Genomic DNA, 25,077 nt, shown 5'->3' on the forward strand with positions numbered 1-25,077 from the left:
TCGAATTGGTTTTATTGTTTGCCCAGGCTCTCGCGCTCAAGCAGCAGGTAAGTGCCGTAAGCGTTGATGCGGTTGGCGTCCTTGAATGCAGGATACTGTGCAAAGCGGCTCCAGTCCACACCCTGGTAGGCTTCGTCGAAGGTCTGCATGTCCGCCACCGCCTTGCCCATTTGCTCGCGCAGGTAGAGCAAATAGCTGGTCGTGAGCGCCAGGTCGGCCTGCGGATTGGTGGACGCAGGGCCGTGGCCCGGGATCACCACTTTCGGCCCGGCGGGAAAGCGCGCCAGTGCCTGCAGCCATGCTTTGCTGTCCGCGTCGCCCACGAAGGGGATGCGGCCGGTGAAGAACAGGTCGCCCGCGAACAGCACCTGCGGTTCCTCCACGTACAGCATCACGTCCTCCGGCGAATGCGCGCCGCCCACGTCGAGCAGCGTGAAATGCGTGCCGCCCAGTTCAAACCTGATGGTCTTGTCCTTGCCGAACTCTAGCCAGCGGTCCGCAGGCAGCAGGCGCGTCGCGTCGTCCACCCACGGTGCCAGCGAGGTGCGGCGCTCGGCCAGCCGTGTCTGCGTGAAGTCCGAAGCCAGCGTGGCCTTGCCCGCACTGTGCGCCCAGATCTCCGCGCCCTGCTGCTTGAACGCCTGCAGGCCGTAGAAGTGGTCTGCGTGATAGTGGCTCACCACCACCCGGCGCACCGGCTGCGCGGTCACGCGCGCGATGGCTTTCACCATGGCTGCGCCCAGCACCGGCGTGGCCAGCGCGTCGAACACCACCACGCCTTCGCGCGTGACGACGAAGCCGGAGTTCGACATGAATCCCCTGTTCTGCGCGCTCGCCATGCCGGCCTGGCCCTGGAAGTAATACACCTGCGGCGCGACCTGCACCGGCGTCAGCTCGATGGTCGGCGCTGCGGCCTGTGCGCAGCGCAGCACCATCAGCGCCATGGCCAGCGCGAAAACATATATGCGCATATGACTAAACTCTCAAATTGGAAGATGACCATCTTGCCACAAGCGGCAGCTTCCGGCCATGTCTGCGAGGCAACGCTGTAGTATTATCATCCGAACCACACTTCTGGAGACGGCATGAACCTCGGCGCATTCTCGATCAGCCTGGCAGTCAAGGACATTGCAGCATCGGTGGCGTTCTACGAAAAGCTCGGCTTCCAGCCCTTCGGCGGCGACCTGGCCAACAAGTGGATCATCCTCAAGAACGGCGACCACATCATCGGCCTGTTCCAGGGCATGCTCGACAAGAACACGCTCACCTTCAACCCCGGCTGGGACCAGAACGCCCAGCCCCTGGCCGAGTTCACCGACATCCGCGACATCCAGCGCCATCTCAAGTCCCAAGGCGTGACCCTGACCGCCGAAGCCGACACCACCACCACCGGCCCCGCCTACGCCATCCTGATGGACCCCGACGGCAACCCGGTCTTCCTTGATCAACACGTATAACAGGCCGGCCTGCCCAAGCTGTTCTGAGTGAGAATCTACGCATTTTCCAGCGCAAGAGAGATGCTATCCTGACAATCCCGTTGGATGACAAGGATATCAATGAAAAACATCGTACGATTCCTCACCTGCGCGAGCATGGCTTTTTGCTTGACGGCCCAGGCGCAAAGCGCTGCGGATGTAGAGCAGGCCAAAGCCGCCGCTGAAACCTGGCTTGCGCTGGCGGACAGCAACCACCACGCATCGACCTGGGCCGAAGCGGCGGAGCCACTTCAACAGGCAGTCACGCAGGCCGACTGGACGCAAGCCCTGCAGGGCCTGCGGGCACCGCTCGGCCAGCTCAAGCGCCGCACGGTGCAGTCTGCCACTTTCACGAAAGACCTGCCCGGTGCGCCCGCAGGCGACTACGTGGTGATCGTTTTCGCCAGCCAGTTCGCCAACCGGCCGACTGCGGTCGAGACCGTGACGCCCATGCGCACCAAGGATGGCTCCTGGAAGGTGTCCGGCTACTATCTACGGTAATTCCTCCCCCGATTACTATTTGGACGAGTAATACCGTCTGTCGATAAAGCTGACGACGTCGAGCGGGCCGGAAAATTCGATGCTGGCCGCCGGCGCCAGCGCAGGGTTATCGAAAAGCACCTTGCAATGTCCCTCGGCCGCGTCGGCGTACGCGCTGCCGTTCACCAGGATTGCTCCGCTTGCGTCATGAAAGCAGGCCTTGATGCCATCATACGGTTCGCCGTTGACGCCCTTGAGACTTCATGCAGCGGCCGCAACTTGGCGCCGATGTCGTAGCGCGGCGGCAAGAATCCATTGCTTGAATTGCATAAGTTCCTTCATGGAAGTGGCTCAGCACGGCAGCCCGGGTGAATGTTGCTCATATTACAATGACATGAATCCCGCGTGAAGATGGTGGGTCGTTTATAATTTCACCTATACATTTCACACAGATTACCTACCCCATGGCTATTACCATCCATACCGCCGAAGATATCGAAGGCATGCGCATTGCCGGCCGCCTCGGCTCCGAAGTGCTGGATTACATCACCCCCTTCGTCAAACCCGGCGTCACCACCGGTGAACTCGACCGCCTGTGCCACGAGTACATGGTCAACGTGCAGGGCACCATCCCTGCGCCGCTGAACTATTGCCCGCCCGGCTACACGCCCTATCCGAAAGCCATCTGCACCTCCGTCAACGACGTGATCTGCCACGGCATCCCGGGCGACAAGGTGCTGAAAAACGGCGACGTGGTCAACCTCGACATCACCGTCATCAAGAATGGCTACCACGGCGACAACAGCCGCATGTTCTTCATCGGCGAGCCATCCATCCTGGCCAAGCGCCTGTCCGACATCACCTACGAGTGCATGTGGCTGGGCATTTCCAAGGTCAAGCCGGGCGCGCACCTGGGCGACATCGGCCACGTGATCCAGCAGCACGCTGAAAAAGCGGGCTACAGCGTGGTGCGCGAGTTCTGCGGCCACGGCATCGGCAAGGTCTTCCACGAGGAACCACAAGTGCTGCACTACGGCCGCCCCGGCACGCTGGACGAACTGAAGCCGGGCATGATCTTCACCATCGAGCCGATGATCAACGCCGGCCGCCGCGAAATCCGCGAGATGGGCGACGGCTGGACCATCAAGACCAAGGACCGCAGCCTGTCCGCGCAGTGGGAACACACCGTGCTGGTGACTGAAACCGGCTACGAAGTGCTGACCATGTCGGCCGGCACCCCGCCGCCGCCGGCCATCATCGCCGCACAGTCCGCAGCATCGGCAACACCAGCAGCACCAGCAGCGCCGGCCGCAGCCCCTGCCGCCGCTTGAGCTGCGCATGCCCGCTGCCGCCATGAAGAAGGAGCTGCGTGAGCAGCTGAAGAGCCAGCTCAAAGCCGGCCGCCAGACCGTCATCGCCGGGTTCCGCGAGGACGGCATGCCCGAAAAACTGCTGCGCAACCTGCGCCAGGTGGTGGACGGCGTGCTGTGCACCGCGTGGCAGGAGGCCGCGCTGCCGCCCGAGACCGCCCTGGTGGCGGTGGGCGGCTTCGGGCGCGGCGAGCTGTTCCCCTATTCCGACGTCGACCTGCTGATCCTGCTGCACGAAACGCCGGACGCGGACACGCGCGCCCGCCTGGAAGAGCTGGTGCAGCTGCTGTGGGACCTGGGCCTGGAAATCGGCTCCAGCATCCGCACGGTGGACGAGTGCATGAGCGAGTCGCAGGCCGACATCACGGTGCAAACCAGCTTGCTCGAAGCGCGCCTGGTGTGCGGCAACCAGGCGCTGTTCGACGAGATGCAGGCCCGCTACCACGCGCAGATGGACCCGCAAGCCTTCTTCCACGCGAAAATGCTGGAAATGAAGCAGCGCCACGCGAAGTACGAGGACACGCCCTTCAGCCTGGAGCCCAACTGCAAGGAAAGCCCCGGCGGCCTGCGCGACCTGCAGGTGATCCTGTGGATGGTGAAGGCGGCCGGCTTGGCCAGTTCCTGGCGCACCCTGGCCACCAGCGGGCTGATCACGCAAACCGAAGCCAAGCAGCTGATGGAGAAGGAGCGCGCCTTCAAGGACATCCGCGTGCGCCTGCACCTGCACGCCGGCCGCCGCGAGGACCGACTGGTGTTCGACGTGCAGACCGCCATCGCCGAAACGCTGGGCCTGACCGCGCAGGGCAGCGGCGCCCACATGCGCCGCGCCAGCGAATTCCTGATGCAGCGCTACTACTGGGCCGCCAAGACGGTAACCCAGCTCAACACCATCCTGCTGCAGAACATCGAGGCGCAGCTGTTCCCGCAGCCCTGCGAGCAGACGCCGATCAACGCCCGCTTCAACGAAGTGAACGGCTTCATCGACATCGCGGCCGACGACACCTTCGTGCAGACGCCCTCGGCCATGCTGGAAGTGTTCGTGCTGATGACCGAGCGCCCCACGCTGAAAGGCATGACGGCCCGCACCACGCGCGCGCTGTGGCACGAGCGCTTCAAGATCGACGCGGCCTTCCGCCACGATCCGGTGAACCGCGCCTACTTCCTGCGCATCCTGCAGGCGCCTGTGGGCATGCTGCACGCGCTGCGCCGCATGAACGAGCTGTCGCTGCTGGGCCGCTACCTGCCCAACTTCCGCAAGATCGTGGGCCAGATGCAGCACGACCTGTTCCACGTCTACACGGTGGACCAGCATATCCTCATGGTGGTGCGCAATATGCGCCGCTTCACGATGACCGAGCACGCGCACGAATACCCGTTCTGCAGCCAGCTCATGGCCAACTTCCCCAACCACTGGCTGCTGTACGTGGCGGCGCTGTTCCATGACATCGCCAAGGGCCGGGGCGGCGACCACTCCAAGCTGGGCGTGGCCGACGCCGCGCAGTTCTGCCAGGACCACGGCATGAACGACACCGACACGGAACTGGTGACGTTCCTGGTCGAGCACCACCTGACCATGTCGCAAGTGGCGCAGAAGCAGGACCTGTCGGACCCGGACGTGATCGAAGCCTTCGCCAAGGTGGTGAAGGATGAGCGCCACCTGACCGCGCTCTACCTGCTGACCGTGTCCGACATCCGCGGCACCAGCCCCAAGGTATGGAACGCGTGGAAGGCCAAGCTGCTGGAGGACCTGTACCGCATAACCCTGCGCGTGCTGGGCGGCGAGCCGCACTCGGCGGACCGCGAACTGAAGAACCGCCAGGAAGAGGCGCTGGCCACCTTGCGCCTGTACGGCCTGCCGCCGGACGCGCACGAGGCGCTGTGGAAGCAGCTCGACATGGCTTATTTCCTGCGCCACGACGCGTCCGACATCGCCTGGCAGACGCGCGCGCTGTACGACCGCCTCGACAGCGCGCGGCCGGTGGTGAAATGCCGCCTGGCGCCGATCGGCGAAGGCTTGCAGGTGGCCGTCTACGTGAAGGACCAGCCGGACCTGTTCGCGCGCATCTGCAGCTATTTCGACCGCAAGAACTTCAGCATCCTGGACGCCAAGATCCACACCACGCGCCACGGCTATGCGCTGGACACGTTCCTGGTGACGGAGCAGAATTTCGCCAAGAGCTACCGCGACATCATCAGCCTGATTGAGCATGAGCTGTGCGAACTGCTGCAGTCGCAGGCCGAGTTGCCGGCGCCGACCAAGGGCCGTTTGTCGCGCCTGTCGCGCACCTTCCCCATCCAGCCGACCGTCGATCTGCGGCCGGACGAACGGGGCCAGTACTATCTGTTGTCGGTGGCGGCCAACGACCGCACCGGCTTGCTGTATTCGATCGCCAATGTGCTGACCAAATACCGCATCAACCTGCACACGGCCAAGGTGATGACCCTGGGCGAGCGGGTCGAGGACGTGTTCCTCGTCGACGGCGCCGCGCTCAACAACGCGCGCAACCAGCTCCAGCTGGAAACCGACCTGCTGGAAGCGCTGAAGGTTTAACCACGGCGGCTTACGGCTGCGCCTAAGCCGCCCTACCTCACGGCCCCGCGCCGTGTGCCGTAGGGCGGCTTAGCGCGGCGTCATCCGCCACAACGAACGAAGAAAATGTCTGAAGAACTTTTACGCCTGTCCAAACGCATGTCCGAACTGGGCTTGTGCTCCCGCCGCGAAGCCGATGAATGGATCGCGCGCGGCTGGGTGCGCGTGGACGGGCAGGTGGTGTCCGAACTGGGCACCAAGATCTACCCGAGCCAGCGCGTCACCGTCGAGCGCCAGGCTGCCGCCGAGCAGTCCAAGCGCGTCACCATCCTGATCAACAAGCCGGTCGGCTTCGTCAGCGGCCAGGCCGAGGACGGCTACACGCCCGCCATCGCCCTGATCAAGCCGGAAAACCGCTGGGCCGAGGACGACGCGCCGGAAAACTTCCACCCCACCCAGCTGCGCAGCCTGGTGCCTGCCGGCCGCCTGGACATCGACTCGGTCGGCCTGCTGGTGCTGACCCAGGACGGCCGCGTTGCCAAGACCCTCATCGGCGAGCACACCAGCGTCGACAAGGAATACCTGGTGCGGGTACAGTACACCAAGGAAGGCAAGCTGCCGGACTCGGACTTGAGGAAACTGAACCATGGCTTGTGGATGGACGGCAAGCCGCTGCTGCCAGCCAAGGTGCGCTGGCAGAACGACGACCAGCTCAGCTTCACGCTGCGCGAAGGCAAGAAGCGCCAGATCCGCCGCATGTGCGAAATGGTGGGACTGCGCGTGGTGGGCCTGAAGCGCGTGCGCATCGGCAAGGTCAAGCTCGGCAACCTGCCGGAAGGCCAGTGGCGCTACCTGCGGGCGGACGAGCAGTTTTAACCACAGTTATTGGCCGGCGCTCCATTTCCTTGCTATTTGGCAAGCCAAAGTCCTGATATGCTTGTAAACTACCCGGACCGGCCGTTAAACGCCCATTATCAAAGAGACACGCAGCTGTGAACGATCCTATCCCTAACGAATTCCGCAAAGGTCCACCCCGGCTGCAGGACGCCGTGGAACCGATTGCGGCGGGTTCCAAACCGCACGAGATGACGGATGTGGACGATATCGGCGATTCGCTGGCCATCCTGGCCGAGAACGGCGACGCGGTGTCGATCTACCCCGCCAGCAGCGCGGAAGTGGTGATGGCGCGCATCCAGTCGGTGTCGGACGATCAGCCCCGCTTCGTACTGGAACTGAACGAGGGCGAGAAGCTGCCGCCGGGCGAAGCCACTTTCGTGGCCTGGCTGCGCAGCGCCAAGCTGCAATTCACGCTGTCCGATCCGGCCTGGAATTCGCTGCCGGAGCAGCCGCACTTGATTCCGCTGGAGTTCCCGGAACGCTGCCAGGTGCTGAACCGGCGCGCCACCGCGCGCCTGGAAACGCCGCTGGGCGTGTACTTCACGGCCTCGTTTGTCCTGAACGGCAAGCCTTACGAGTTGCAGCTGTACGACTTTTCGCAAGGCGGCGTGGGCATGCGCTGCGCGCCGCGCGATGCGCAGGGCCTGCACGTGGGCCGCAAGCTGCAGCGCGTGCGCCTGGAACTGGGGCCGGACGCCGTCATCATCGCCGACCTGGAAATCCGCCTGTCGCGCACCTACCGCTCCTTCCTGCTCGGCGAGCAGGTGCAGATCGGCTGCCAGTTCCTGAACATGTCCGAGGGCATGAAGGATGACCTGGCCAAGCTGATCGACAAGATGAATTCCCGCCACAAGCGCTAACGACACGCGCCAACCACAAGCGATAAGCCCGGGCCGGCCCGGACCAGGGCTAGCCTTGCCGCGCCAGCGGCAGACGCACCTCCACCAGCAAGCCGCGCCCCTCCCCGTCCAGCAGCGCAATCCGGCCGCCGTGCCGGGCCGCGGCCGCTTGCGCGATCGCCAGGCCCAGGCCGCTGCCACTCTGCGTTTGCGCCGGATCGCGGAAGAAGCGGTCGAACACGCGCTGGCGCAGCGCCGGCGCAATGCCCGGCCCCTGGTCCTCCACCGACAGCACGGCCTCCGGTGCGCAAGCGCCCTGCCCGGCGCGCCGCAGCGCCACGCGCACCACGCCGCCGTCCGGGCCGTATTTGATGGCGTTTTCCACCAGGTTGTCCACCAGCGAAATCAGGCTTTCGCGCTGGCCCAGCACCGTAAAGCCGGGTTCGGCCGACAGTTCCAGCTCCACCCAGCGCACCGCCGCCAGGCCGGACAGCACCGCCAGCCTGTCCTGCAGCAATTCGTCCAGCGCTACGCGCTCGGCCGCCTCGCCGCCGGTGGCGTCGCTGCGCATCAGCGTCAGCAGCTGGCTCACCAGCCGGGTGGCGCGCCGCGCGCTGCTGACGATGCCGCTCAGCAGTTGCTTGTCGCGCCCGGATTCGGCCTGGGCCAACAAGGCTTCCACGTTCACCCGCATGGCGGCAAGCGGCGTGCGCAGCTCGTGCGCCGCGTCGGCGATGAAGCTGCGCTCGCGGGCCTGGCTTTCGGCCACGCTTTGCATCAGCGTGTTGATGCTGTTCACCATGTCCGCCAGTTCCCGGTGGCGGTCGGTATAGCCGAGCGCGGCGAGATTGTTCGGCCCGCGCGTGGCCACTTCGCGCGCCACCCTGCTCCACGGGCGCAGCGCGAGCCGGATCGACAGCCAGGCCGGCAGCAGCAGCACAGGCAGGCTCAGTACCAGCGGCAGCAGATAGAAGCCGCGCGAGTTCAGCGTCACGAACACGAACCAGCCGCCGGCCGGCATCATTACCGTCACTTGCGAGCCGGTGGCCGGAGCGCGCATGGTGCGCGCCCGCCAGCGGCGCTCGCCGCTGCCCATGATGACCACTTCGTCCAGCACGCTGGCATGGCGCGCCCCCGCCGGCGCCTTGGGCGAACGGAATATCTCGCGGCCTCCCTGGCTGACCAGCATGCTCACCGTCAGCACCGGGTCGCCCACGCCGTAGCCGGCCGTGGCGGCAGCGTCCAGCAGCGCCAGCGTCTCGCGCTGGCGTTCGGGCTGGCCGGCCAGGTTGTCGGCCACGGCCAGCACGGTCTTGAACAGATTGTCCTCATGCATGGCGGCCTGGTCGTTGCCGGTTTCGTAAGTGATGAAGCCGGTGAACAAGGTCCACAGCAGCGTGAGCAGCAGCAGTTGCGCCAGCAGCAGGCGCCGCACCAGGCTGGGTTGGGCGATGCGGTGCCACAGGCCGCGGGCGCTCATGGGCGGCCCGCGCCGGCCGGGGCCTTGGCGTCGATCACATACCCGACCCCGCGCACCGTGCGCACATAGCCCTCGCCGATCTTGCGCCGCAGGTTGGCCATGTGCACGTCCAGCGAATTGCTGGCGTTGGCCTGCGCGCCGGGCAAGGCCTGCTCTTCCAGCATGCGGCGCGTCACCACGCGGTCGGCTCGCATCATCAGCATTTTCAGCAGTTCGTACTCGGAGGCGGTCAGCTCCACCGGCTTGCCGCCGGCGGTGACGCGGCGCGTGGGCGCATGGATTTCCAGCCCGCGCAGTTCCAGCGTCTCGCCGTCGAAGCCGTAGCTGCGGCGGGCCAGCGCGCGCACCCGCGACAGCAGCTCGGCCAGCTCGAACGGTTTCACCAGATAGTCGTCTGCGCCCGAATCGAGGCCGCGCAAGCGGTCGCTGAGCGCGTCGCGGGCGCTCAATATCAGTACCGGCAAATCGCGCCGCTCGCGGCGCAGCCGGGTCAGCAGGTTGATGCCGTCGCCGTCCGGCAAGCCCAGGTCCAGCAGCACCAGGTCGCAGCCGCCGCTGTCCAGGTGGCGCGCCGCGTCGTCCAGCTGGCGGGTCCATACCACCTCCATACCCTGGTCGCCCAGCGCGATGCGCACGCCGTTGCCCAGGTCGAGGTCGTCTTCAATTAACAGGATTTTCATGGAGCATATTAGAGCACGGCAAACTGAAGATCAGCTAAAGCCTTGTCTTCATGGAATCTTCATCAATGGCTCAGGTTGGCTTCATGCCAAGTGCGCACACTGCAGTCCTTCCCAACTCATTCCCAAAAATTGGAAAACTATGAAGACCTGCAATCTGAAACTGATCCCCGCCCTGTTCGTGCTGCTGAGCGGCGGCGCCTTTGCCGCCGACGAAGCAGTCACCACCATCGGCGCCGGCGTGGCGCTGGCGCCGCGCTATTCGGGCTCGGACGAAAACATGGTGGTGCCCATGCTGGCCGTGGACTATACGATGGCCAACGGCCTGTACGCCAGCACCTTGCGCGGCCTGGGCTACGGCGGCGCAGCCGGCCCGTTCAGCTACAGCGCGGCGCTGGGCTACCGCGCCCCGCGCAAGGAGGACGGCAAGCTGCCCTTCGGCGGCAAGGCCAGCAAATATCTGCGCGGCATGGGCGACGTGAAAGGCAGCGCCACCGCCAACCTGAATCTGGGCTATGCGATTTTCGACGGCCTGAACGTGAGCGTGCATACGGCCCAGGCGCTGAGCGCCCGTGAAACCGGCAGCACCTACGGCGCCGGCCTGAGCGGCACGCTGGTCAGGAACGAGGCCGATACGGTGACGCTGAGCCTGGGCTTTGAAATGGCGGACAAGAAGTATGCGCAAGCCTACTACGGCGTGAGCGCGCAGCAGGCGCTGAAGTCGGGCTACAAGGTGTACAAGCCGAAGGCCGGCATGTACCAGGCGGAAGTGACGATGAGCTGGCAGCGCAAGCTGGACGACCACTGGGGCGTGACCGGCGTGCTCGGCGCCACCAGCCTGCTGCGCGACGCGGCCAACAGCCCGCTGACGCGCCGCACCACGTCGCCCATGGCGGCCGTGTACGCCAGCTATACTTTCTGAGCAGGCTTAGCGCAGCGAGGCCAGCCGCTGTTGCTGGTGGTTGGCGTCGTTTTGCAGCATGGCGGTGCGGGCAGCGCGCAGCGTGATCGCGTCGCGTTCCAGCTGGCGTTCCGGCGCGCGGGCCTGGGCCGGGTATGCGGGCCGCGCAGGAGCGGCCGCTGGCAGTTCCTGAGCACTCAGCACGATGCGCGTAATGGCCGGGCGTGGCTGCGGCGCGCGGGTTTCGGCTGCGGGCGTGGCCACAGCCATGGGCACCGTGTCGGCCAGTGGAGCGGCCTCCTGCTGCCCGGCCGCGTAAGCCGGGCCGATGACGGCCGCAAATAGCGCCGAACGCAGCAGCGCGCGGCTCAGGCTTGCAATGGATGGGTTCATGGTGGCCTCCTGTTTGGTTGCCTCCATGATTGCCCGCTGACCGGTCCGCTTCTGTGCGTCGCCGCACGGACCGAGGCGCCACGGGCCGCAGTCCTACAGGGGGTGCTGTTTTTTTTCGGTTTTTACTAGAAGCTGCTAAACAATAAGCGCTGAGGAAGCTATTTTTTACAGTCGCAGATATCCTGGCCCTTGTCGAACACGATGCGCCACTTGCCCGGCGCCTCCTGGCGCCACACCGAGTTGAAGCGCGCGATCAGCTTGCCTTTCGGGTCGTACACCGGACCGGACGAGTGGGCCAGCGTGCCGGAATCGATGACCTCGACCTGGTCCGGCTCCCACGAGAACGGCGCTTCCTTGCCGTCATAGAACTTCTTCCAGAAAGCCGCCACCTGCTCCTTGCCGCGCAGCGGCGTGGGGCCGGAATAGAACACGGTTTCATCGGACAGGAAACTGGTGAAGGCAGCCAGGTCGCGCTGCTGCATGGTGGCGGCGAAGGCGCGCTCGGTGTCGGCCACCTGCTGCTTCAGCTCGGCGTTGGACGGCGCCGCGCCCGCGCCGGCGGTAGCCAGCGCGAGCGCGGTCGTGAAGGCGAATTTGGCAAGGCTCATCGATATTCCCCAGGAGTCGGCGAGCCTTCGATACTACGCCGGTTTAATGGCCTTCGGAAGCGTTGAACATGGACTTGGCGTAGATCAGGCCCAGGCCGTAGCCGCCGCCGTGCGCGATGGAGGTGGCCACGGTTTCGTCGTAGGTCTCGCTGCGCGCCCAGTCGCGCTGCAGCTCCAGCAGGTATTGCAGCGAGGTGATGGGCTTGGCGCCGGCCTGGATCATGCGCTGCATGGCACGCTCGTGCGCTTCGTCGCTCACGTCGCCGGAGGCGTCGGCAATCACGTACACTTCAAAGCCCTGGTCCAGCGCGGACAGTGCCGGGCCAACGATGCACACCGAAGTCCACAGGCCGGCCAGCACGATGCGGCCACGGCCGATTTCGTTGACGCGGTCGGCGATGCGCTGGTCTTCCCAGGTGTTCATGCTGGTGCGGTCGATCGGCTGCTGCTCCGGAAACACGGACTGGATTTCGTCGAAAATCGGGCCGGAGAAGCTTTTTGCCGCCACCGTGGTCAGGATGGTGGGCACCTTGAATTCGCGCGCCGCCTTGGCCACCAGCGCGGCATTATTGCGCAGCACGTTGATGTCGATGGACTTGGTGGCGAAGGACATCTGGGACTGGTGGTCGATCATGATCAGGGTATGATCGTTGGCGTTCAGCAGTTCTTTACCTGGTTGGGCTTTTGCGAATGGCATGGTAGTTCTCCTTGAGGTTATACATCGATTTTTTCGAAGGCCTTCTGCGTGTTTCCTTGTGTGCAGTGCCGATGAAGTGAAGTATGGACCTGCCGGACCGAAAAGAAAAACGGAAAAATTGCGGGTCTATTATCGAATTTTTCGAATTTGCTTTTCGTCCGAAACCGGAGTATAAATAATCCAGAAACGGAGGATTTATGCAAGCCGCCTACGCCTACCCAAGAAGCCGCTTTGAACCGGTGATCCCGGTGGACCTGAATGCCCGCGAAGAACGCGAGCGCCTGTCGAAATCGGCGCTGACCGCGTTTTTCCGCCTGGTGGAAGCCTGGTCCGTGCGCGAGAACGACGCCCGCGAATTGCTGGGCGGCCTGTCCAGCAGCAGCTATTACGACTGGAAAAAGAACCCGGACCGGGTACTGGAAGTGGACCGCATCACGCGCATTTCCTATCTGGTGGGCATCTACAAGTCGCTGCACATCCTGTACGGCGATGAATTGGCCGACCGCTGGATCACGCTGCCCAACAAGAACATCATCTTCGGCGGCCGCACGCCGCTGGCCTATATGCTGGGCGGCGGCCTGCTGGCCATGCAAACGGTACGCAAGCTGGTCGATGCGCGGCGCGGCGGGCTTTGATGGCGGCGCCCCTGCCTCCCCTGACGCTGCTGCGCCAGTTCGATACCTGCCGCCTGATCCAGTCGCGTTTCGCGGACGTGGAAGACTCGGTGCTGGCCCCGCTGGCCGGCAGCGACGAGGAGCTGCACGACCTGTTCGACCTGGATAACGCCACCAACGCGCGCCTGATCGCCGAACACGGCGGCGCACCCGGCATCGGCATCGACGAACTGGTGTTCCGCGTGCCGAACTACCGCATCATCAACGCCGCCTTTACCTACGCGCGCCCGGAAGGCAGCCGCTTCAACGACGGCGAGCGCGGGGCCTGGTACTGCGCCTTCGACATCGACACCGCGCTGGCTGAAATCACCTTCCACAAGACGGTGGAATACGCCGAAATCGACTACTTCCACGACAGCGTGAGCTACCAGTGCATGCTGGCCGACTTCACCGCGCAGTTCCACGACCTGCGCCGCGCCGAGGACCACGCGGACTGCCTGGACCCGGCCAGCTACGTGCAGTCGCAGCGGCTGGCCGAACGGCTGCTGGAGGACGGCTCCACAGGCGTGATCTTCCCCAGCGTGCGGCGGCCCGGCGGCACCAACCTGGCCTGTTTCCGGCCTGCGCTGGTGGGCAATGTTCGCAAAGGAGCCGCCTATCGGTTAACATGGGAGGGAGCGCCGGAACCGCGCATCGCAACCATTTGAGCTTCACTATGCAAACCAAACCTGAAAAAGATATCGAACTCCACGCCAAGATCAACCGCGAGACGGCGCGCCTGCCGTGGAGCGAGCTGGTCAAGCACTTTGCCTCCGGCACGGTGGTGTGGATTGCCGATGAACTGGACCTGGTCGACGTGGCCGTGCGCATCTCGCACGACGACAAGGCCAGCATCACCCAATGGATGGCCGCCGGCCAGATCGCCAAGGTCTCGGACGAGCAGGCCCAGCGCTGGCACGACACCAACGCCAGCCTGTGGGCCAGCGTGGTCAGCCCCTTCATCCTGGTGCAGCAAGAAAAAGGCAAGACGCACTAAGCCCTGCCCGGGGCAGCCGCCTACCGGCAGTCCAGCGGGCCGAAATGTTCGGCCAGCGTGCGCCCCAATCCCCTCTCGACGGACTCCTCGACCTGGCGCGCCAGGCTGGCCGCATCGCGCGCGGCCTGGCGGTCGCGCTCGTCCTCCTCGTCGTCCGGCATGCCGCTGTTGACGGCCACGCCGCCGAATACGAACACGCGGTACACGTCGGCCACGGTCAGCTTCTCCGGGTTCGCCAGCAGCACCCAGTTGTCCGCGCCCTCGCTCACGCGCTTGCCCCACTGCACGCGCGACGGCGCCTCGGCCTTCACCTTGCCCACCCAGCCCTGCGCCTGCATGCGGTCGAGCAGCGCATCCATTTCATCGTAGCCCATGCGCGTGGCCTGGCGGATGGCCGCCGAATTCACCAGCGCGGTGTCGCCGCAGTGGCCGGCCACGTGCAGCACCTTCAGGATCGCCATCGCATCGACGAATTCCCCGCCCGGCATCGCCTCGTGCCACCAGCGCTCGTACTTCACCACCGGCAGCGCCGCCGTAAACAGCGCGCCCACCAGCGTGATCAGCCAGGACAGATAGATCCACAGCAGGAACAGCGGCAGCGCCGCCAGCGCGCCGTAAATGCGCGAGTAGGTCGGGAACTGCGTGATGAAGACCGCGAAGCCGCGCTTGGCCAGCTCGAAGAACAGCGCCGCCATCAGGCCGCCCCACAGCGCGTCGCGCCAGTCCACCTGGCGGTTCGGCACCACCACGTACATCAAGGTGAAGCCGGCCGTGGTGGCCGCGATGGACAGCGTGGTGTACAGCAGCGCCCCCAGCAGCGGCAGGTCGCCCACCAGGTCGCTGGTGGCGATGTAGACGTGGGTGGACATGCTGAGCGACACGCCCACCAGCACCGGCCCCAGGGTCAGGATGGCCCAGTACACCAGGATGCGGCGCGCCCAGCTGCGTTCGGCCTTCACGCGCCAGATGCGGTTGAACACGCGTTCTATCATGCCCATCATGGCCACCGACGTCAGCACCAGCGCCACCGCGCCCACGGCCGACAGCCGCGTGGCCTTGGCAGCGAACATGGTGAGGTTGTTCAGGATGGGCGTGGCGATCTGCTTTGGCATCACGCTCTGCGCGAAATACACCTCGAGCGCCTTGCGCAGGGCGGCGAACATGGGGAAGGTGGTGAAGATGGCCAGCGCAATGGTCAGCAGCGGCACCAGCGCAAACACGGTGGTAAACGTGAGGCTGCCCGCCACCTGCTGCAGGCTCTCCTCCTTCAGGCGGCGGCGCGCGAACAGGAACATGTCGCGGATCTCGTGCCACGATAAGTCCCGCAGAACCGCCAAAAACGGATAGATATACTTGGAAAACATTGAATCCTGTGTTGAAAGCCCGGTTATAGCAAGCCGCCGGCGTGCCTGCCGGGGGCCAAAGCGCCCTATAATACCAAGATGACCACACCTGATCTGATAATTCTCGTCTTATACTATTCACGCCATGGCGCCACGCGCAAACTGGCCGAGCTGATTGCCCAGGGCATCGACTCGGTACCGGGCTGCGAAGCGCGGCTGCGCACGGTGCCGGCCGTGTCCACCGTGGCCGAGGCCACCGCGCCGGACGTGCCCGCCGTAGGCGCGCCCTACGTGGAGCTGGACGACCTGCGCGAGTGCGCGGCGCTGGCGCTGGGGTCGCCCACCCGCTTCGGCAATATGGCGTCGGCCATGAAGTATTTCTGGGACGGCACCTCGGCCGAATGGCTGTCCGGCACGCTGGCGGGCAAGCCGGCCTGCGTGTTCACGTCCACCGGCAGCCTGCACGGGGGCCAGGAGTCGACGCTGCTGACCATGATGATCCCGCTGCTCCACCATGGCATGATGGTGATGGGCCTGCCCTACACCAATGCCGAACTGATGACCACCGCGAGCGGCGGTTCGCCTTACGGCCCAACCCACTGGTCCGGCCTTGACGGCAACAAGCCCTTGACGGAAGATGAAAAGCGCCTGGCCACGGCACAGGGCCGCCGTCTGGCGGAGGTTACACGCAAGCTGCAGGGGACATGATGGAAACCAAGTCGCAAACCTTCTTCCACCGGGGCGCCGTCGCCAGCATGGTGCTGCTTATCCTTTGGTGCGTGGCCTGGGAAGTGTGGCTCGCGCCGCTCAAGCCGGGCGGCTCGTGGCTGGCGCTGAAGGCGGCGCCGCTGCTGTTCCCGCTGGCCGGCATCATCAAGCGCGACGTCTACACGCTGCAATGGACCTCCATGGTCATCCTGCTGTACTTCACCGAAGGCGTGGTGCGCGGCTGGAGCGACCTGGGGCAGCTGTCCGCATGGCTGGGCTGGGGCGAAGCGCTGATCGTGGCGGTGTACTTCATCTGCGCGGTCATGTATGTGCGCCCTTACAAGAAGGCCGCCAAGCAGCTCACCAAGGACCTGCTGGACAAGGTCAACCGCGTCAACTCGACGAAATGAGCGCGCCCTCCACCGCCATGCGGCAGGCCTTCCTGGCCCATAGCCGCACCCTGCTGGGCGACGGCCACGTTTTTACCAGCGCGGCCGACATGGCGCCCTTCCTCACCGACTGGCGCGGCCGCCACACCGGCCTGGCCCTGGCCGTGCTGCGGCCGGGCAGCGTGCAGCAGGTGGCCGAAGTGGTGCGTGCGTGTGCGCGCTGGGGCATCCCGCTCGTGCCGCAGGGCGGCAACACCGGCCTGGTGCTGGGCGGCGTGCCGGACCGCAGCGGCGAGGCGGTGGTGCTGTCGCTGGCGCGCCTGAACACCATCCGCGAAACCGACGCGCTGAACCGCACCATGACGGTCGACGCGGGCTGCGTCCTGCAGAAGGTGCAGGACGAAGCCGCCGCGCACGACTGCCTGTTCCCGCTGTCGCTGGCGGCCGAGGGCAGCTGCACCATAGGCGGCAACCTGTCCAGCAATGCCGGCGGCACCGGGGTGCTCCGCTACGGCAACGCGCGCGAGCTGTGCCTGGGCCTGGAGGTGGTGACGCCGCAGGGCGAGATCTGGAACGGCCTGCGCGGCCTGCGCAAGGACAATACCGGCTACGACCTGCGCGACCTGTACATCGGCGCCGAAGGCACGCTGGGCATCATCACCGGCGCCGTGCTCAGGCTGTACCCGCTGCCGAAGGCCAGCATCACCGCGCTGGCGGCGCTGGCTTCGCCCGCCGCCGCGCTGCGCCTGCTGGCGCTGATGCAGGACCATTGCGGCGCCAGCCTGACCGGCTTCGAGCTGATGTCGTCGTTCTGCCTGCAGCTGGTGGCCGCGCAGTTCCCGCTGCTGCCACGCCCCTTCAACGGCGAACACGCGCAGTACGTGCTGCTGGAATTGTCCAGCAGCGAATCGGAAGGCCATGCGGTGGGTCTGCTGGAGCGCGCCATCGATGCTGCGCTGGAAAATGGCGTCATCGAGGACGCCGTGGTGGCCACCTCCGTGGCGCAGTCGCGCGGGCTGTGGCAACTGCGCGAGCATATTCCGCTGGCCCAGGCCAAGGCCGGCAAGAACATCAAGCACGACATTTCGCTGCCCGTCTCCAGTATTCCCGCCTTTATCGAGCGCACCGCGCCGTTGCTGCAGCAGGCCTTCCCCGGCTGCCAGCTGGTGTGCTTCGGCCACCTGGGCGACGGCAACCTGCACTTCAACGTGGCGCCCCCGGAAGGCATCAGCAACGAAGCCTTCCTGGCCAACCAGGACGCGGTGAACCGCGTGGTGCACGACAGCGTGGCCGGCTTCGGCGGTTCCATTTCGGCCGAACACGGCATCGGCGCGCTGAAGCGCGAGGAACTGGCGCGCTACAAGTCGCCGTTGGAGCTGAACCTGATGCGCGCCATCAAAACGGCGCTGGACCCGCAAGGCATCATGAACCCGGGGAAGATCCTGTGAAGCTGCGCGCCACCGCCGTTATGCTGATGCTCTGCGCCGGCGCCGCCGGCGCGCAGACGGTCCACAAATGCACGGCGGACGGCAAAGTCACGTACACCGAACAGCCCTGCCCCGGCGGCACCGTGATCGCCGTGCCGGACGCGCCCGCGGCCGACAAGTCCGCCGCCGCCGAGCTGAAACGCGCCAAAAAGCAGGCCGACGCGCTGGAAAAGGAACGCCACAAGCGCGAGGCGGCCGATGAGCGTGAAAACGCCGCAGCCAGCCGCGTGGCGGCCGCCCGCCACCAGAAATGCGAAAAGCTCAGGCTGGACAAGAAATGGGCCGACGAGGACCTGCGCCGCGTCCAGCCCCAGCACGAGGAGCGCGCCCGCATCAAGGCGCAGCGCGCAGCCGACAAACTCAAGCTGTCGTGCGGCAGTTGAGCAAACTGGCGCGCTGGCTGCTGCTGGGCGAATGGCGCGCGCATCCGGTGCGGGCCATCACCGCCATTGCGGCCATCGCCATCGGCGTATCGCTCGGCTTTGCCATCCACCTGATCAACGCGGCCGCGTTCAACGAGTTCTCGTCCGCCATCCAAAGCCTGTCCGGGCAGGCCGACGTGCAGGTGACCGGCTCCGAGGCCACGTTCGACGAGCAGATCTATCCCCGCCTGGCCGAGCGCGCCGGCGTGGCCGTGGCCTCGCCCATCCTGGACGTGCAAGCCTCGGTGCCGGGCCAGCGCGCCGCCTTGCAGATCATCGGCCTGGACCCCTTCCGCGCCGGCTACGTCACCCCCGACTTGCTGGGCACGCCCGACGGCGAGCAGGTAGCCGACGCCTTCGCCGACGACGCCATCTTCCTCTCTGCGGCTGCGCAGGCCTGGCTCAAGCCGCAAGGCGGCGTGCTGGCGCTGCAATCGGGCACGCAGGCGGTGCGGCTGCGCGTGGCGGGCGCCCTGCAGCGCGTGCGCGCCGGCCAGCGCCTGGGCGTGATGGACATCGGCGCGCTGCAGTGGCGCCTGAACCGGCTCGGACAGCTGTCCCGGGTCGACCTCAAGCTGCGCAGCGGCGTGGACCGCGCAGCCTTCAAGGCGGCCCTGGCGCGCGACCTGGAGCGCGACTACCCGGGCCGCTTCCACGTCGGCAGCCCGAACGACGAGGACCAGAACAGCCGCAACAACAATATGAGCCGCGCCTACCGCGTGAACCTGAGCGTGCTGGCGCTGGTGGCGCTGTTCACCGGCGCCTTCCTGGTGTTTTCCACGCAGGCGCTGTCCGTGATGCGGCGCCGCAGCCAGTTCGCGCTGCTGCGCGTGCTGGGCATGGAGCGCGGCAGCCTGCTGCGCCAGATCCTGCTGGAAGGCTGGACGCTGGGCATGGCCGGCTCCCTGATCGGCATCGCGGCCGGCTACGGCCTGGCCGCCGCTGCGCTGCGCCTGTTCGGCGGCGACCTGGGCGCGGGCTATTTCGCCGGCGTGCAGCCGCAGGTGCAGTTCACGCCCGTGGCCGCGCTGCTGTATTTCGCCATGGGCGTGGGCGTGGCCATGCTGGGCTGCGCCGCGCCGGCCATGGAAGCGGCGCGCGCCACGCCGGCCGTGGCGCTCAAATCCGGCAGCGAGGAAACGGCCATGGCGCGCCTGGCGCGGGCCTGGCCCGGGCTGGCATGCCTGGCGGTGGCGGCGCTGCTGTCGCAGCTGCCGCCGCTGCTGGAGCTGCCGATCTTCGGCTACCTGTCGATCGCACTGATGCTGGTGGGCGCCATCGCGCTGATGCCGCGCCTGTCGTCCACCGTGTTCCGCTTCCTGCACGCGCGCTGGAGCGCCGCCACGGCCGGCCGCGCGGACAGTTCGCCGGTGCTGGCACTCACGCTGGCGCGGCTGGCCAACGCGTCCGGCCAGGCCGGCATAGCGCTGGGCGGCGTGCTGTCGAGCTTCAGCCTGATGGTGGCCATGGCCATCATGGTGTCCAGCTTCCGCGTGTCGCTGGACGACTGGCTGCTGCAAATCCTGCCGGCCGATCTGTACGCCAGCAGCGCCAGCGGCGGCGGCACGGCCGGGCTCAATCCGCGCGAGCAGGCGCAGATGCGCGCCCTGCCCGGCGTGGCCAGGGTGGATTTCCTGCGCCTGCGCGGCGTGAGCCTGGCGCCGGAGCGCCCGCCCGTGCTGCTCATGGCGCGCGACATCGAGCCGGCCAATGCGGAAAAAGTGCTGGCCATGGCCGGCCCCACGCTGCCGGTGCCGGCCGGCCTGCGGCCTGTGTGGGTGTCGGAGCCGATGTCGGACCTGTACGGCGTCACGGCGGGCAGCATCCTCAAACTGCCGCTGCAGGGCGGGCTGCATGAATTCTTCGTCGCCGGCATCTGGCGCGACTATGCCCGCTCGTCGGGCGCGGTGCAGATGCGATTGGCGGACTACCGCGCCATCACGGGCGACATGGACATCAACAGCACGGCCATCTGGCTGGCCAAGGACGGCGACATGGCAGCGGTGAAAGCCGCATTGCGGGCGCTGCCGTTCGGGGCGGCGCTGGAATTGAGCGCGCTGTCGGAGCTGCGCGCCATGAGCCTGAAGATATTCGACCGCAGCTTCGCGGTCACGTATCTGCTGGAGGCCATAGCGATTATCATCGGGCTGTTCGGCGTGGCCGCCACCTTCTCGGCGCAAACGCTGGCGCGCTCGAAGGAATTCGGCATGCTGCGCCATATCGGCGTCACGCGGCGGCAGATCCTGGCCATCCTCGCGCTGGAAGGCGGCGCGCTGACAGGCCTGGGCATCGCCACCGGCGCGGTGCTGGGCTGGGTCATCAGCCTGGTGCTGGTGTTCGTCGTCAACCCGCAGTCCTTCCACTGGACCATGCAGATGCACCTGCCCCTGCCGCTGCTGGGCACCGTGGCCGCCGCGCTGCTGCTTGCCGCCGCGCTGACGGCCCTGCTGTCCGGCCGCCAGGCCCTGTCCGGCGCGCCCATCCGCGCCGTGCGGGAGGACTGGTGATGCGCGCCGTGCCCCTCGCTCCTTTCGCTCCTTTCGCTCCTTTCGCCGCCTGGCGGGCCGTGCCGGCATGGCTGGCCTCATGGCTGGCGGCGTGGCTCCCCCTGGCCGCCGCCGCACTGCTGCTGTCCAGCCCCGCGCTGGCCGCGCCGCCGCACTTCGCGCCCGTGACGCCGCTGCCCGCCGGGCAAACGCTGGCCTTCCCGCAGGACTACGGCGCCCACCCCGACTACAGGACCGAATGGTGGTACGCCACCGGCTGGCTGAAGACGCCGGACGGCAACGACCTCGGCTACCAGGTCACTTTCTTCCGCCGCGCCACCGGCTTCGACCGCGCCAACCCCAGCAAGTTCGCGCCGCAGCAGCTCATCATCGGCCATGCGGCGCTCTCCGATCCCTCGCTGGGCAAGCTGCTGCACGACCAGCGCAGCGCCCGCGCCGGCTTCGGCCTGGCCTACGCCAACAGCGGCGACACCGACGTGAAGCTGGACGACTGGCGCATGGCGCGCCGCCCCGACGGCAGCTACCGGGTCACGCTGGCGGCCGCCGGCTTCACGCTCAACCTCACCCTCACGCCCACCCAGCCGGTGCTGCTGCAGGGCGAACGGGGCTACTCGCAGAAGGGTCCGGACCCGCTGCAGGCCAGTTATTACTATAGCCAGCCGCATATGAGCACCAGCGGCACCATCACCCGCAGCGGCGCCCAGCCGCAGGCCGTTACCGGCACCACCTGGCTGGACCACGAGTGGTCGCAGCAGGTGCTCGGCGACGACGCGGCGGGCTGGGACTGGATGAGCGCCAACCTGGACGACGGCGGCGCCCTGATGGCATTCCAGATCCGCAGCAAAACAGGTGCTAAACTATGGGCGCACGCGACATGGCGCGATGCATCCGGTAAGATCACGCATTACGCGCCGGACCAGGTCAGTTTTACCCCGCAACGGCGGTGGCGTTCGCCCCGCACCAATGCCGAGTATCCCGTCGCCATCCAGCTCGCCACAGGCAGCACGCTGTGGCAGATTGCGCCCCTGCAGGAAGACCAGGAGCTCGATTCGCGCCGCAGCACGGGCGCGGTGTACTGGGAAGGCGCGGCCACGGTGAGCCGTGACGGCGCCCGCGCCGGGCGCGGCTACCTGGAACTGACCGGCTATGCCAGTGCCATGAAACTATGAATACGCTTACGAATAACAACACGATGACCGACAGTATCAACAGCAATACCAGCACCGCCGCCGCGCCATCCACTCCGAGCGACTCCCGCGAACTGAAGAAAGGCAGCCTGGCCGCCTTCAAGGGCCTGCTGCCCTTCCTGCGCCCCTACCGCGCACAGTTCGCCATGGCGGGCGTGGCCCTGGTGGTGGCCGCCGGCGCCACGCTGGCCATTCCAGCCGCCTTCAAGCAGATGATAGACATGGGCTTCGGCGCATCGGCCGGCGTGCGCAGCATCGAACACGTGAACATGGTGTTCCTGGCGCTGTTCGGCGTGGCCACCATCCTGGCGCTGGCCACGGCGGCGCGCTTCTACACCGTGTCCTGGCTGGGCGAGCGCGTCACGGCGGACATCCGCAGCGCCGTGTACCGCCACGTGGTGAAGCAAAGCCCGGAATTCTTCGAAACCACGCAAACCGGCGAGGTGCTGTCGCGCATCACCACCGACACCACGCTGATCCAGGCCGTGGTGGGCACCAGCATCTCCATGGCGCTGCGCAATGTGCTGCTGTTTATCGGCGGCCTGGCCATGCTGTTCGTCACCAGCGTCAAGCTCTCGTCCATCATCATCGGGCTGCTGATCCTGACCGTGCTGCCCATCGTGATGTTCGGACGCCGCGTGCGCAAGCTCTCGCGCGACTCGCAGGACCGCATCGCCGACGCCTCCGCCGTGGCCGGCGAAATACTGAACGCCATGCCCACCGTGCAGGCCTTCACGCATGAAAAAATCGAGACCGAGCGCTTCGGCGCCTCGGTCGAAGGCGCTTTCGTCACCGCCATGAAGCGCATCCGCGCGCGCGCCATGCTGACCGCGCTGGCCATCGTGCTGGTCTTCGGCACCATTGTGTTCGTGCTGTGGCTGGGCGCGCACGCCGTGTTCGAGGGCACCATGACGGGCGGCGACCTGGGCCAGTTCATCCTGTACGCGTCCATCGTGGCCGGCGCCATCGGCGCCCTGTCGGAAGTGATGGGCGAAGCCCAGCGCGCCGCCGGCGCCACCGAGCGCCTGCTGGAGCTGATGTCGGTCAAGTCCGAGATCCAGTCGCCCGTCCATCCGCTGGCGCTGCCGCCGCGCGCCGCCAACGGCGCCGCGCTGACCCTGGCCGACGTTACCTTCAACTACCCGTCGCGCCCGGAAACGGCCGCGCTGGCGCACCTGTCGCTGGACATCAAGCCCGGCGAAACCGTGGCCGTGGTGGGGCCGTCCGGCGCCGGCAAGACCACGCTGTTCCAGCTGTTCCTGCGCTTCTACGACCCGCAGGCCGGTTCCATCAAGCTCGACGGCGTGGACATCCGCCAGCTCGACCTGCACACCCTGCGCGACGCCATCGGCATCGTGCCCCAGGACACGGTGATCTTCTCGACCGACGCGATGGAAAACATCCGCTACGGCCGCGCCGGCGCCACCGACGCCGAAGTGATCCAGGCCGCCAAGCTGGCTGCCGCGCATGAATTCATCGAGCGCCTGCCGAACGGCTACCAGTCCTTCCTGGGCGAGCGCGGCGTGCGCCTGTCCGGCGGCCAGCGCCAGCGCATCGCCATCGCGCGCGCGCTGCTGAAAAATCCCCCCGCTGCTGCTGCTGGACGAAGCCACCAGCGCGCTGGATGCGGAATCCGAACGCCTGGTGCAAGGCGCGCTGGAAGCGGCCATGCAGGGCCGCACCACCGTCATCATCGCGCACCGCCTGGCCACCGTGCAGCGCGCCGACCGCATCATCGTCATGGAAGACGGCAAGATCGTCGAAACCGGCACCCATTCTTCGCTGGTGGCGCTGGGCGGCATCTACGCCAACCTGGCGGCGCTGCAGTTCCACAACGTCCACATCGCCCACTAAGGCGGCTCAGGCGCCACAATTCGTGCGGCAGCCCTGGCCTGCCGCGCCACTCCTGTAAAATCACGTTCTTTCAGGAGATTGCCCGTGACCGACGCCGAACTGCGCCAGATGTGCCACACCGTATTGCCCGGCCATCGCCAACCCGCGCCGGCCGAGACCTTCGCCGCCATGGCCGCGTGGTGCGCCGCCAACGACGTGGCGCACGACACCTACGGCGAAGGCGCGCTGATCCAGTCCTTCGAGCGCAAGGTGGCGGACCTGCTGGGCTTCGACGCTGCGGCTTTCTGCATCACCGGCACCATGGCGCAGGTGACGGCGCTGCGCCTGGCCTGCATGGAGCGCGGCAGCCCGCTGGCGGCCTTGCATCCGACGGCGCACATCTTCCGGCATGAACGCGGCAACCACCAGCTGCTGGGCCATTTCCAGGCCTTGCAGATCGGCGATCCGCACCGTCCGTGGACGCTGGACGAGCTGAAAGCCCTGCCCGACCATATCGGCGCCGTCTCGCTGGAACTGCCGGCGCGCGAAATCGGCGGCCAGTGCCCCAGCTGGGACGAGCTGCAAGCCATCAAGGACTATTGCCGCACCCGCAGCATCCACCTGCACATGGACGGCGCCCGCCTGTGGGAGACCGCCGCAGCCTACGGCAGGCCGCTGCACGAGATCTGCGCCGGCTTCGACACGGTCTACGTGTCGCTCTACAAGGGCATAGGCGGCCTGGGCGGCGCCATGCTGCTGGGTGCGACCGGCTTCGTGGCCAAGGCGCAGGAATGGTTCCGCCGCCAGGGCGGCAACGTGATCCACCGTACGCCCTACGTGGTGGCGGCCGCCATGCAGTTCGACGCGCGCCTGGCCGCCATGCCGCTGTACTTCAAGCGCACCGAGGCGCTGTTCGACACCCTGCGCAGCCACCCGCTGCTGGTGCCGAATCCGCAGCGTCCGCAGGCCAACCTGCTGCACCTGCATATGCCGGTGAGCCGCGAGCGCGCCCTCGCCATCCGCAACGCCTTCGCCGAAAAGCACGGCGTGTGGCTGTTCAACCGCATCGGCCACGCGCAGCTGCCGGGCCATAGCGCCACCGAATGGTATGTGGGCGACAACCTGCTCGCCATCAGCGACCAGCGCCTGCACGACATCCTTACCCTGTGGAGCGCCGAACTGGCCGCTCCCGACCAATAACAAT

The 25,077-nt window shown here is 66.6% G+C and carries 25 protein-coding genes and 1 pseudogene; 18 read left to right on the forward strand and 8 right to left on the reverse strand.

All coding sequences use genetic code 11. The annotated features are described in order from the left end of the window. Positions 1 to 11: 11 nt before the first annotated feature. On the reverse strand, positions 12 to 971 hold the full coding sequence (locus tag ACFJI2_RS13020) for an MBL fold metallo-hydrolase (protein WP_377705398.1): 960 nt from the start codon (positions 969 to 971) through the stop codon (positions 12 to 14). A 114-nt stretch (positions 972 to 1,085) separates the two neighbouring features. Between ACFJI2_RS13020 and ACFJI2_RS13025 the strand changes: the two genes are divergently transcribed. Together ACFJI2_RS13025 and ACFJI2_RS13030 are read left to right on the forward strand one after the other, a co-directional pair. Further along, positions 1,086 to 1,457: a VOC family protein gene (locus ACFJI2_RS13025; RefSeq protein ID WP_107868697.1), complete on the forward strand. Its 372-nt coding sequence runs from the start codon at positions 1,086 to 1,088 to the stop codon at positions 1,455 to 1,457. Between the two features lie 135 nt (positions 1,458 to 1,592). Then, positions 1,593 to 1,976, forward strand: a complete 384-nt coding sequence (locus ACFJI2_RS13030; RefSeq protein WP_377705399.1) for a DUF4019 domain-containing protein — start codon at positions 1,593 to 1,595, stop codon at positions 1,974 to 1,976. 15 nt (positions 1,977 to 1,991) lie between these two features. On the opposite strand, the gene ACFJI2_RS13035 is transcribed toward ACFJI2_RS13030, so the two are convergent. After that, positions 1,992 to 2,141, reverse strand: a complete 150-nt coding sequence (locus tag ACFJI2_RS13035) for a hypothetical protein (RefSeq protein ID WP_377705400.1) — start codon at positions 2,139 to 2,141, stop codon at positions 1,992 to 1,994. A 278-nt stretch (positions 2,142 to 2,419) separates the two neighbouring features. Here ACFJI2_RS13035 and map point away from each other — a divergent pair, with 278 nt between their 5' ends. From map to ACFJI2_RS13055, 4 genes are all read left to right on the forward strand, one after another. Beyond that, the gene (gene map, locus ACFJI2_RS13040; RefSeq protein WP_377705401.1) at positions 2,420 to 3,286 is read left to right on the forward strand and encodes a type I methionyl aminopeptidase; all 867 of its coding nucleotides are present in this window, start codon (positions 2,420 to 2,422) and stop codon (positions 3,284 to 3,286) included. Positions 3,287 to 3,293: 7 nt separating this feature from the next. After that, the gene (locus ACFJI2_RS13045; RefSeq protein ID WP_377705402.1) at positions 3,294 to 5,876 is read left to right on the forward strand and encodes a [protein-PII] uridylyltransferase; all 2,583 of its coding nucleotides are present in this window, start codon (positions 3,294 to 3,296) and stop codon (positions 5,874 to 5,876) included. Between the two features lie 105 nt (positions 5,877 to 5,981). Further along, on the forward strand, positions 5,982 to 6,731 hold the full coding sequence (locus tag ACFJI2_RS13050) for a pseudouridine synthase (RefSeq protein ID WP_181259839.1): 750 nt from the start codon (positions 5,982 to 5,984) through the stop codon (positions 6,729 to 6,731). Between the two features lie 116 nt (positions 6,732 to 6,847). Then, positions 6,848 to 7,612 (forward strand): flagellar brake protein, encoded by a 765-nt coding sequence (locus ACFJI2_RS13055; RefSeq protein WP_377705403.1) that lies wholly within the window; start codon positions 6,848 to 6,850, stop codon positions 7,610 to 7,612. A 49-nt stretch (positions 7,613 to 7,661) separates the two neighbouring features. On the opposite strand, the gene ACFJI2_RS13060 is transcribed toward ACFJI2_RS13055, so the two are convergent. Both ACFJI2_RS13060 and ACFJI2_RS13065 read right to left on the reverse strand, forming a co-directional pair. Next, complete coding sequence (locus tag ACFJI2_RS13060) at positions 7,662 to 9,071, reverse strand: sensor histidine kinase (protein WP_377705404.1); 1,410 nt, start codon at positions 9,069 to 9,071, stop codon at positions 7,662 to 7,664. After that, entirely contained in the window at positions 9,068 to 9,751 is a 684-nt protein-coding gene (locus ACFJI2_RS13065; protein ID WP_377705405.1) for a response regulator, read from the reverse strand. The genes ACFJI2_RS13060 and ACFJI2_RS13065 overlap by 4 nt, the downstream gene beginning before the upstream one ends. Before the next feature lie 139 nt (positions 9,752 to 9,890). On the opposite strand from ACFJI2_RS13065, the gene ACFJI2_RS13070 reads away from it, so the two are divergent. Then, entirely contained in the window at positions 9,891 to 10,670 is a 780-nt protein-coding gene (locus ACFJI2_RS13070) for a MipA/OmpV family protein (RefSeq protein WP_377705407.1), read from the forward strand. A 6-nt stretch (positions 10,671 to 10,676) separates the two neighbouring features. Here the strand turns inward: ACFJI2_RS13070 and ACFJI2_RS13075 are convergent, their stop codons facing one another. The 3 genes from ACFJI2_RS13075 to ACFJI2_RS13085 all read right to left on the reverse strand — a co-directional run bounded on the left by ACFJI2_RS13075 (position 10,677) and on the right by ACFJI2_RS13085 (position 12,347). Continuing rightward, positions 10,677 to 11,042, reverse strand: coding sequence for a hypothetical protein (locus ACFJI2_RS13075; protein WP_377705408.1), 366 nt, complete (start codon positions 11,040 to 11,042; stop codon positions 10,677 to 10,679). Positions 11,043 to 11,200: 158 nt separating this feature from the next. Beyond that, positions 11,201 to 11,650 (reverse strand): YybH family protein, encoded by a 450-nt coding sequence (locus tag ACFJI2_RS13080; protein ID WP_377705409.1) that lies wholly within the window; start codon positions 11,648 to 11,650, stop codon positions 11,201 to 11,203. Positions 11,651 to 11,693: 43 nt separating this feature from the next. Further along, positions 11,694 to 12,347, reverse strand: a complete 654-nt coding sequence (locus ACFJI2_RS13085; protein WP_107868687.1) for a hydrolase — start codon at positions 12,345 to 12,347, stop codon at positions 11,694 to 11,696. A gap of 197 nt (positions 12,348 to 12,544) precedes the next feature. On the opposite strand from ACFJI2_RS13085, the gene ACFJI2_RS13090 reads away from it, so the two are divergent. Genes ACFJI2_RS13090 through ACFJI2_RS13100 form a run of 3 tightly spaced genes read left to right on the forward strand, consistent with a single transcriptional unit; the run spans position 12,545 to position 13,997 of the window. Next, on the forward strand, positions 12,545 to 12,982 hold the full coding sequence (locus tag ACFJI2_RS13090) for an MbcA/ParS/Xre antitoxin family protein (RefSeq protein WP_377705410.1): 438 nt from the start codon (positions 12,545 to 12,547) through the stop codon (positions 12,980 to 12,982). Further along, positions 12,982 to 13,668 carry an RES family NAD+ phosphorylase gene (locus tag ACFJI2_RS13095; RefSeq protein WP_377705411.1) on the forward strand — a complete coding sequence of 229 codons (687 nt, stop codon included), beginning with the start codon at positions 12,982 to 12,984 and terminating at the stop codon, positions 13,666 to 13,668. The genes ACFJI2_RS13090 and ACFJI2_RS13095 overlap by 1 nt, the downstream gene beginning before the upstream one ends. An 8-nt stretch (positions 13,669 to 13,676) precedes the next feature. Further along, on the forward strand, positions 13,677 to 13,997 hold the full coding sequence (locus tag ACFJI2_RS13100) for a DUF2288 domain-containing protein (protein ID WP_132132017.1): 321 nt from the start codon (positions 13,677 to 13,679) through the stop codon (positions 13,995 to 13,997). 20 nt (positions 13,998 to 14,017) lie between these two features. Here ACFJI2_RS13100 and ACFJI2_RS13105 read toward each other — a convergent pair whose 3' ends face one another. Next, entirely contained in the window at positions 14,018 to 15,361 is a 1,344-nt protein-coding gene (locus ACFJI2_RS13105; protein ID WP_377705412.1) for a YihY family inner membrane protein, read from the reverse strand. A gap of 78 nt (positions 15,362 to 15,439) precedes the next feature. On the opposite strand from ACFJI2_RS13105, the gene wrbA reads away from it, so the two are divergent. The 8 genes and pseudogenes from wrbA to ACFJI2_RS13145 all read left to right on the forward strand — a co-directional run bounded on the left by wrbA (position 15,440) and on the right by ACFJI2_RS13145 (position 25,073). Continuing rightward, a complete protein-coding gene (gene wrbA, locus ACFJI2_RS13110; RefSeq protein WP_377705413.1) occupies positions 15,440 to 16,048 on the forward strand; it encodes an NAD(P)H:quinone oxidoreductase in 609 nt (202 codons plus the stop codon). Continuing rightward, on the forward strand, positions 16,048 to 16,458 hold the full coding sequence (locus tag ACFJI2_RS13115) for a DUF2069 domain-containing protein (protein WP_107869285.1): 411 nt from the start codon (positions 16,048 to 16,050) through the stop codon (positions 16,456 to 16,458). The genes wrbA and ACFJI2_RS13115 overlap by 1 nt, the downstream gene beginning before the upstream one ends. After that, entirely contained in the window at positions 16,455 to 17,885 is a 1,431-nt protein-coding gene (locus ACFJI2_RS13120; RefSeq protein WP_377705414.1) for an FAD-binding oxidoreductase, read from the forward strand. Before ACFJI2_RS13115 ends, ACFJI2_RS13120 begins: the two co-directional genes overlap by 4 nt. Further along, complete coding sequence (locus tag ACFJI2_RS13125; RefSeq protein ID WP_377705415.1) at positions 17,882 to 18,307, forward strand: DUF4124 domain-containing protein; 426 nt, start codon at positions 17,882 to 17,884, stop codon at positions 18,305 to 18,307. The genes ACFJI2_RS13120 and ACFJI2_RS13125 overlap by 4 nt, the downstream gene beginning before the upstream one ends. Continuing rightward, on the forward strand, positions 18,295 to 20,853 hold the full coding sequence (locus ACFJI2_RS13130; RefSeq protein ID WP_377705416.1) for an ABC transporter permease: 2,559 nt from the start codon (positions 18,295 to 18,297) through the stop codon (positions 20,851 to 20,853). The genes ACFJI2_RS13125 and ACFJI2_RS13130 overlap by 13 nt, the downstream gene beginning before the upstream one ends. Continuing rightward, entirely contained in the window at positions 20,853 to 22,022 is a 1,170-nt protein-coding gene (locus tag ACFJI2_RS13135) for a lipocalin-like domain-containing protein (RefSeq protein ID WP_377705417.1), read from the forward strand. The genes ACFJI2_RS13130 and ACFJI2_RS13135 overlap by 1 nt, the downstream gene beginning before the upstream one ends. A 23-nt stretch (positions 22,023 to 22,045) precedes the next feature. Next, a pseudogene (locus ACFJI2_RS13140) lies at positions 22,046 to 23,894 on the forward strand (ABC transporter transmembrane domain-containing protein). Between the two features lie 84 nt (positions 23,895 to 23,978). Continuing rightward, complete coding sequence (locus tag ACFJI2_RS13145) at positions 23,979 to 25,073, forward strand: threonine aldolase family protein (protein ID WP_377705418.1); 1,095 nt, start codon at positions 23,979 to 23,981, stop codon at positions 25,071 to 25,073. The last annotated feature ends 4 nt before the right edge of the window (positions 25,074 to 25,077 follow it).

The organism is Pseudoduganella sp. UC29_71, assembly GCF_042693265.1.
In the GTDB taxonomy this organism is placed as follows: Bacteria; Pseudomonadota; Gammaproteobacteria; order Burkholderiales; family Burkholderiaceae_D; genus Rugamonas.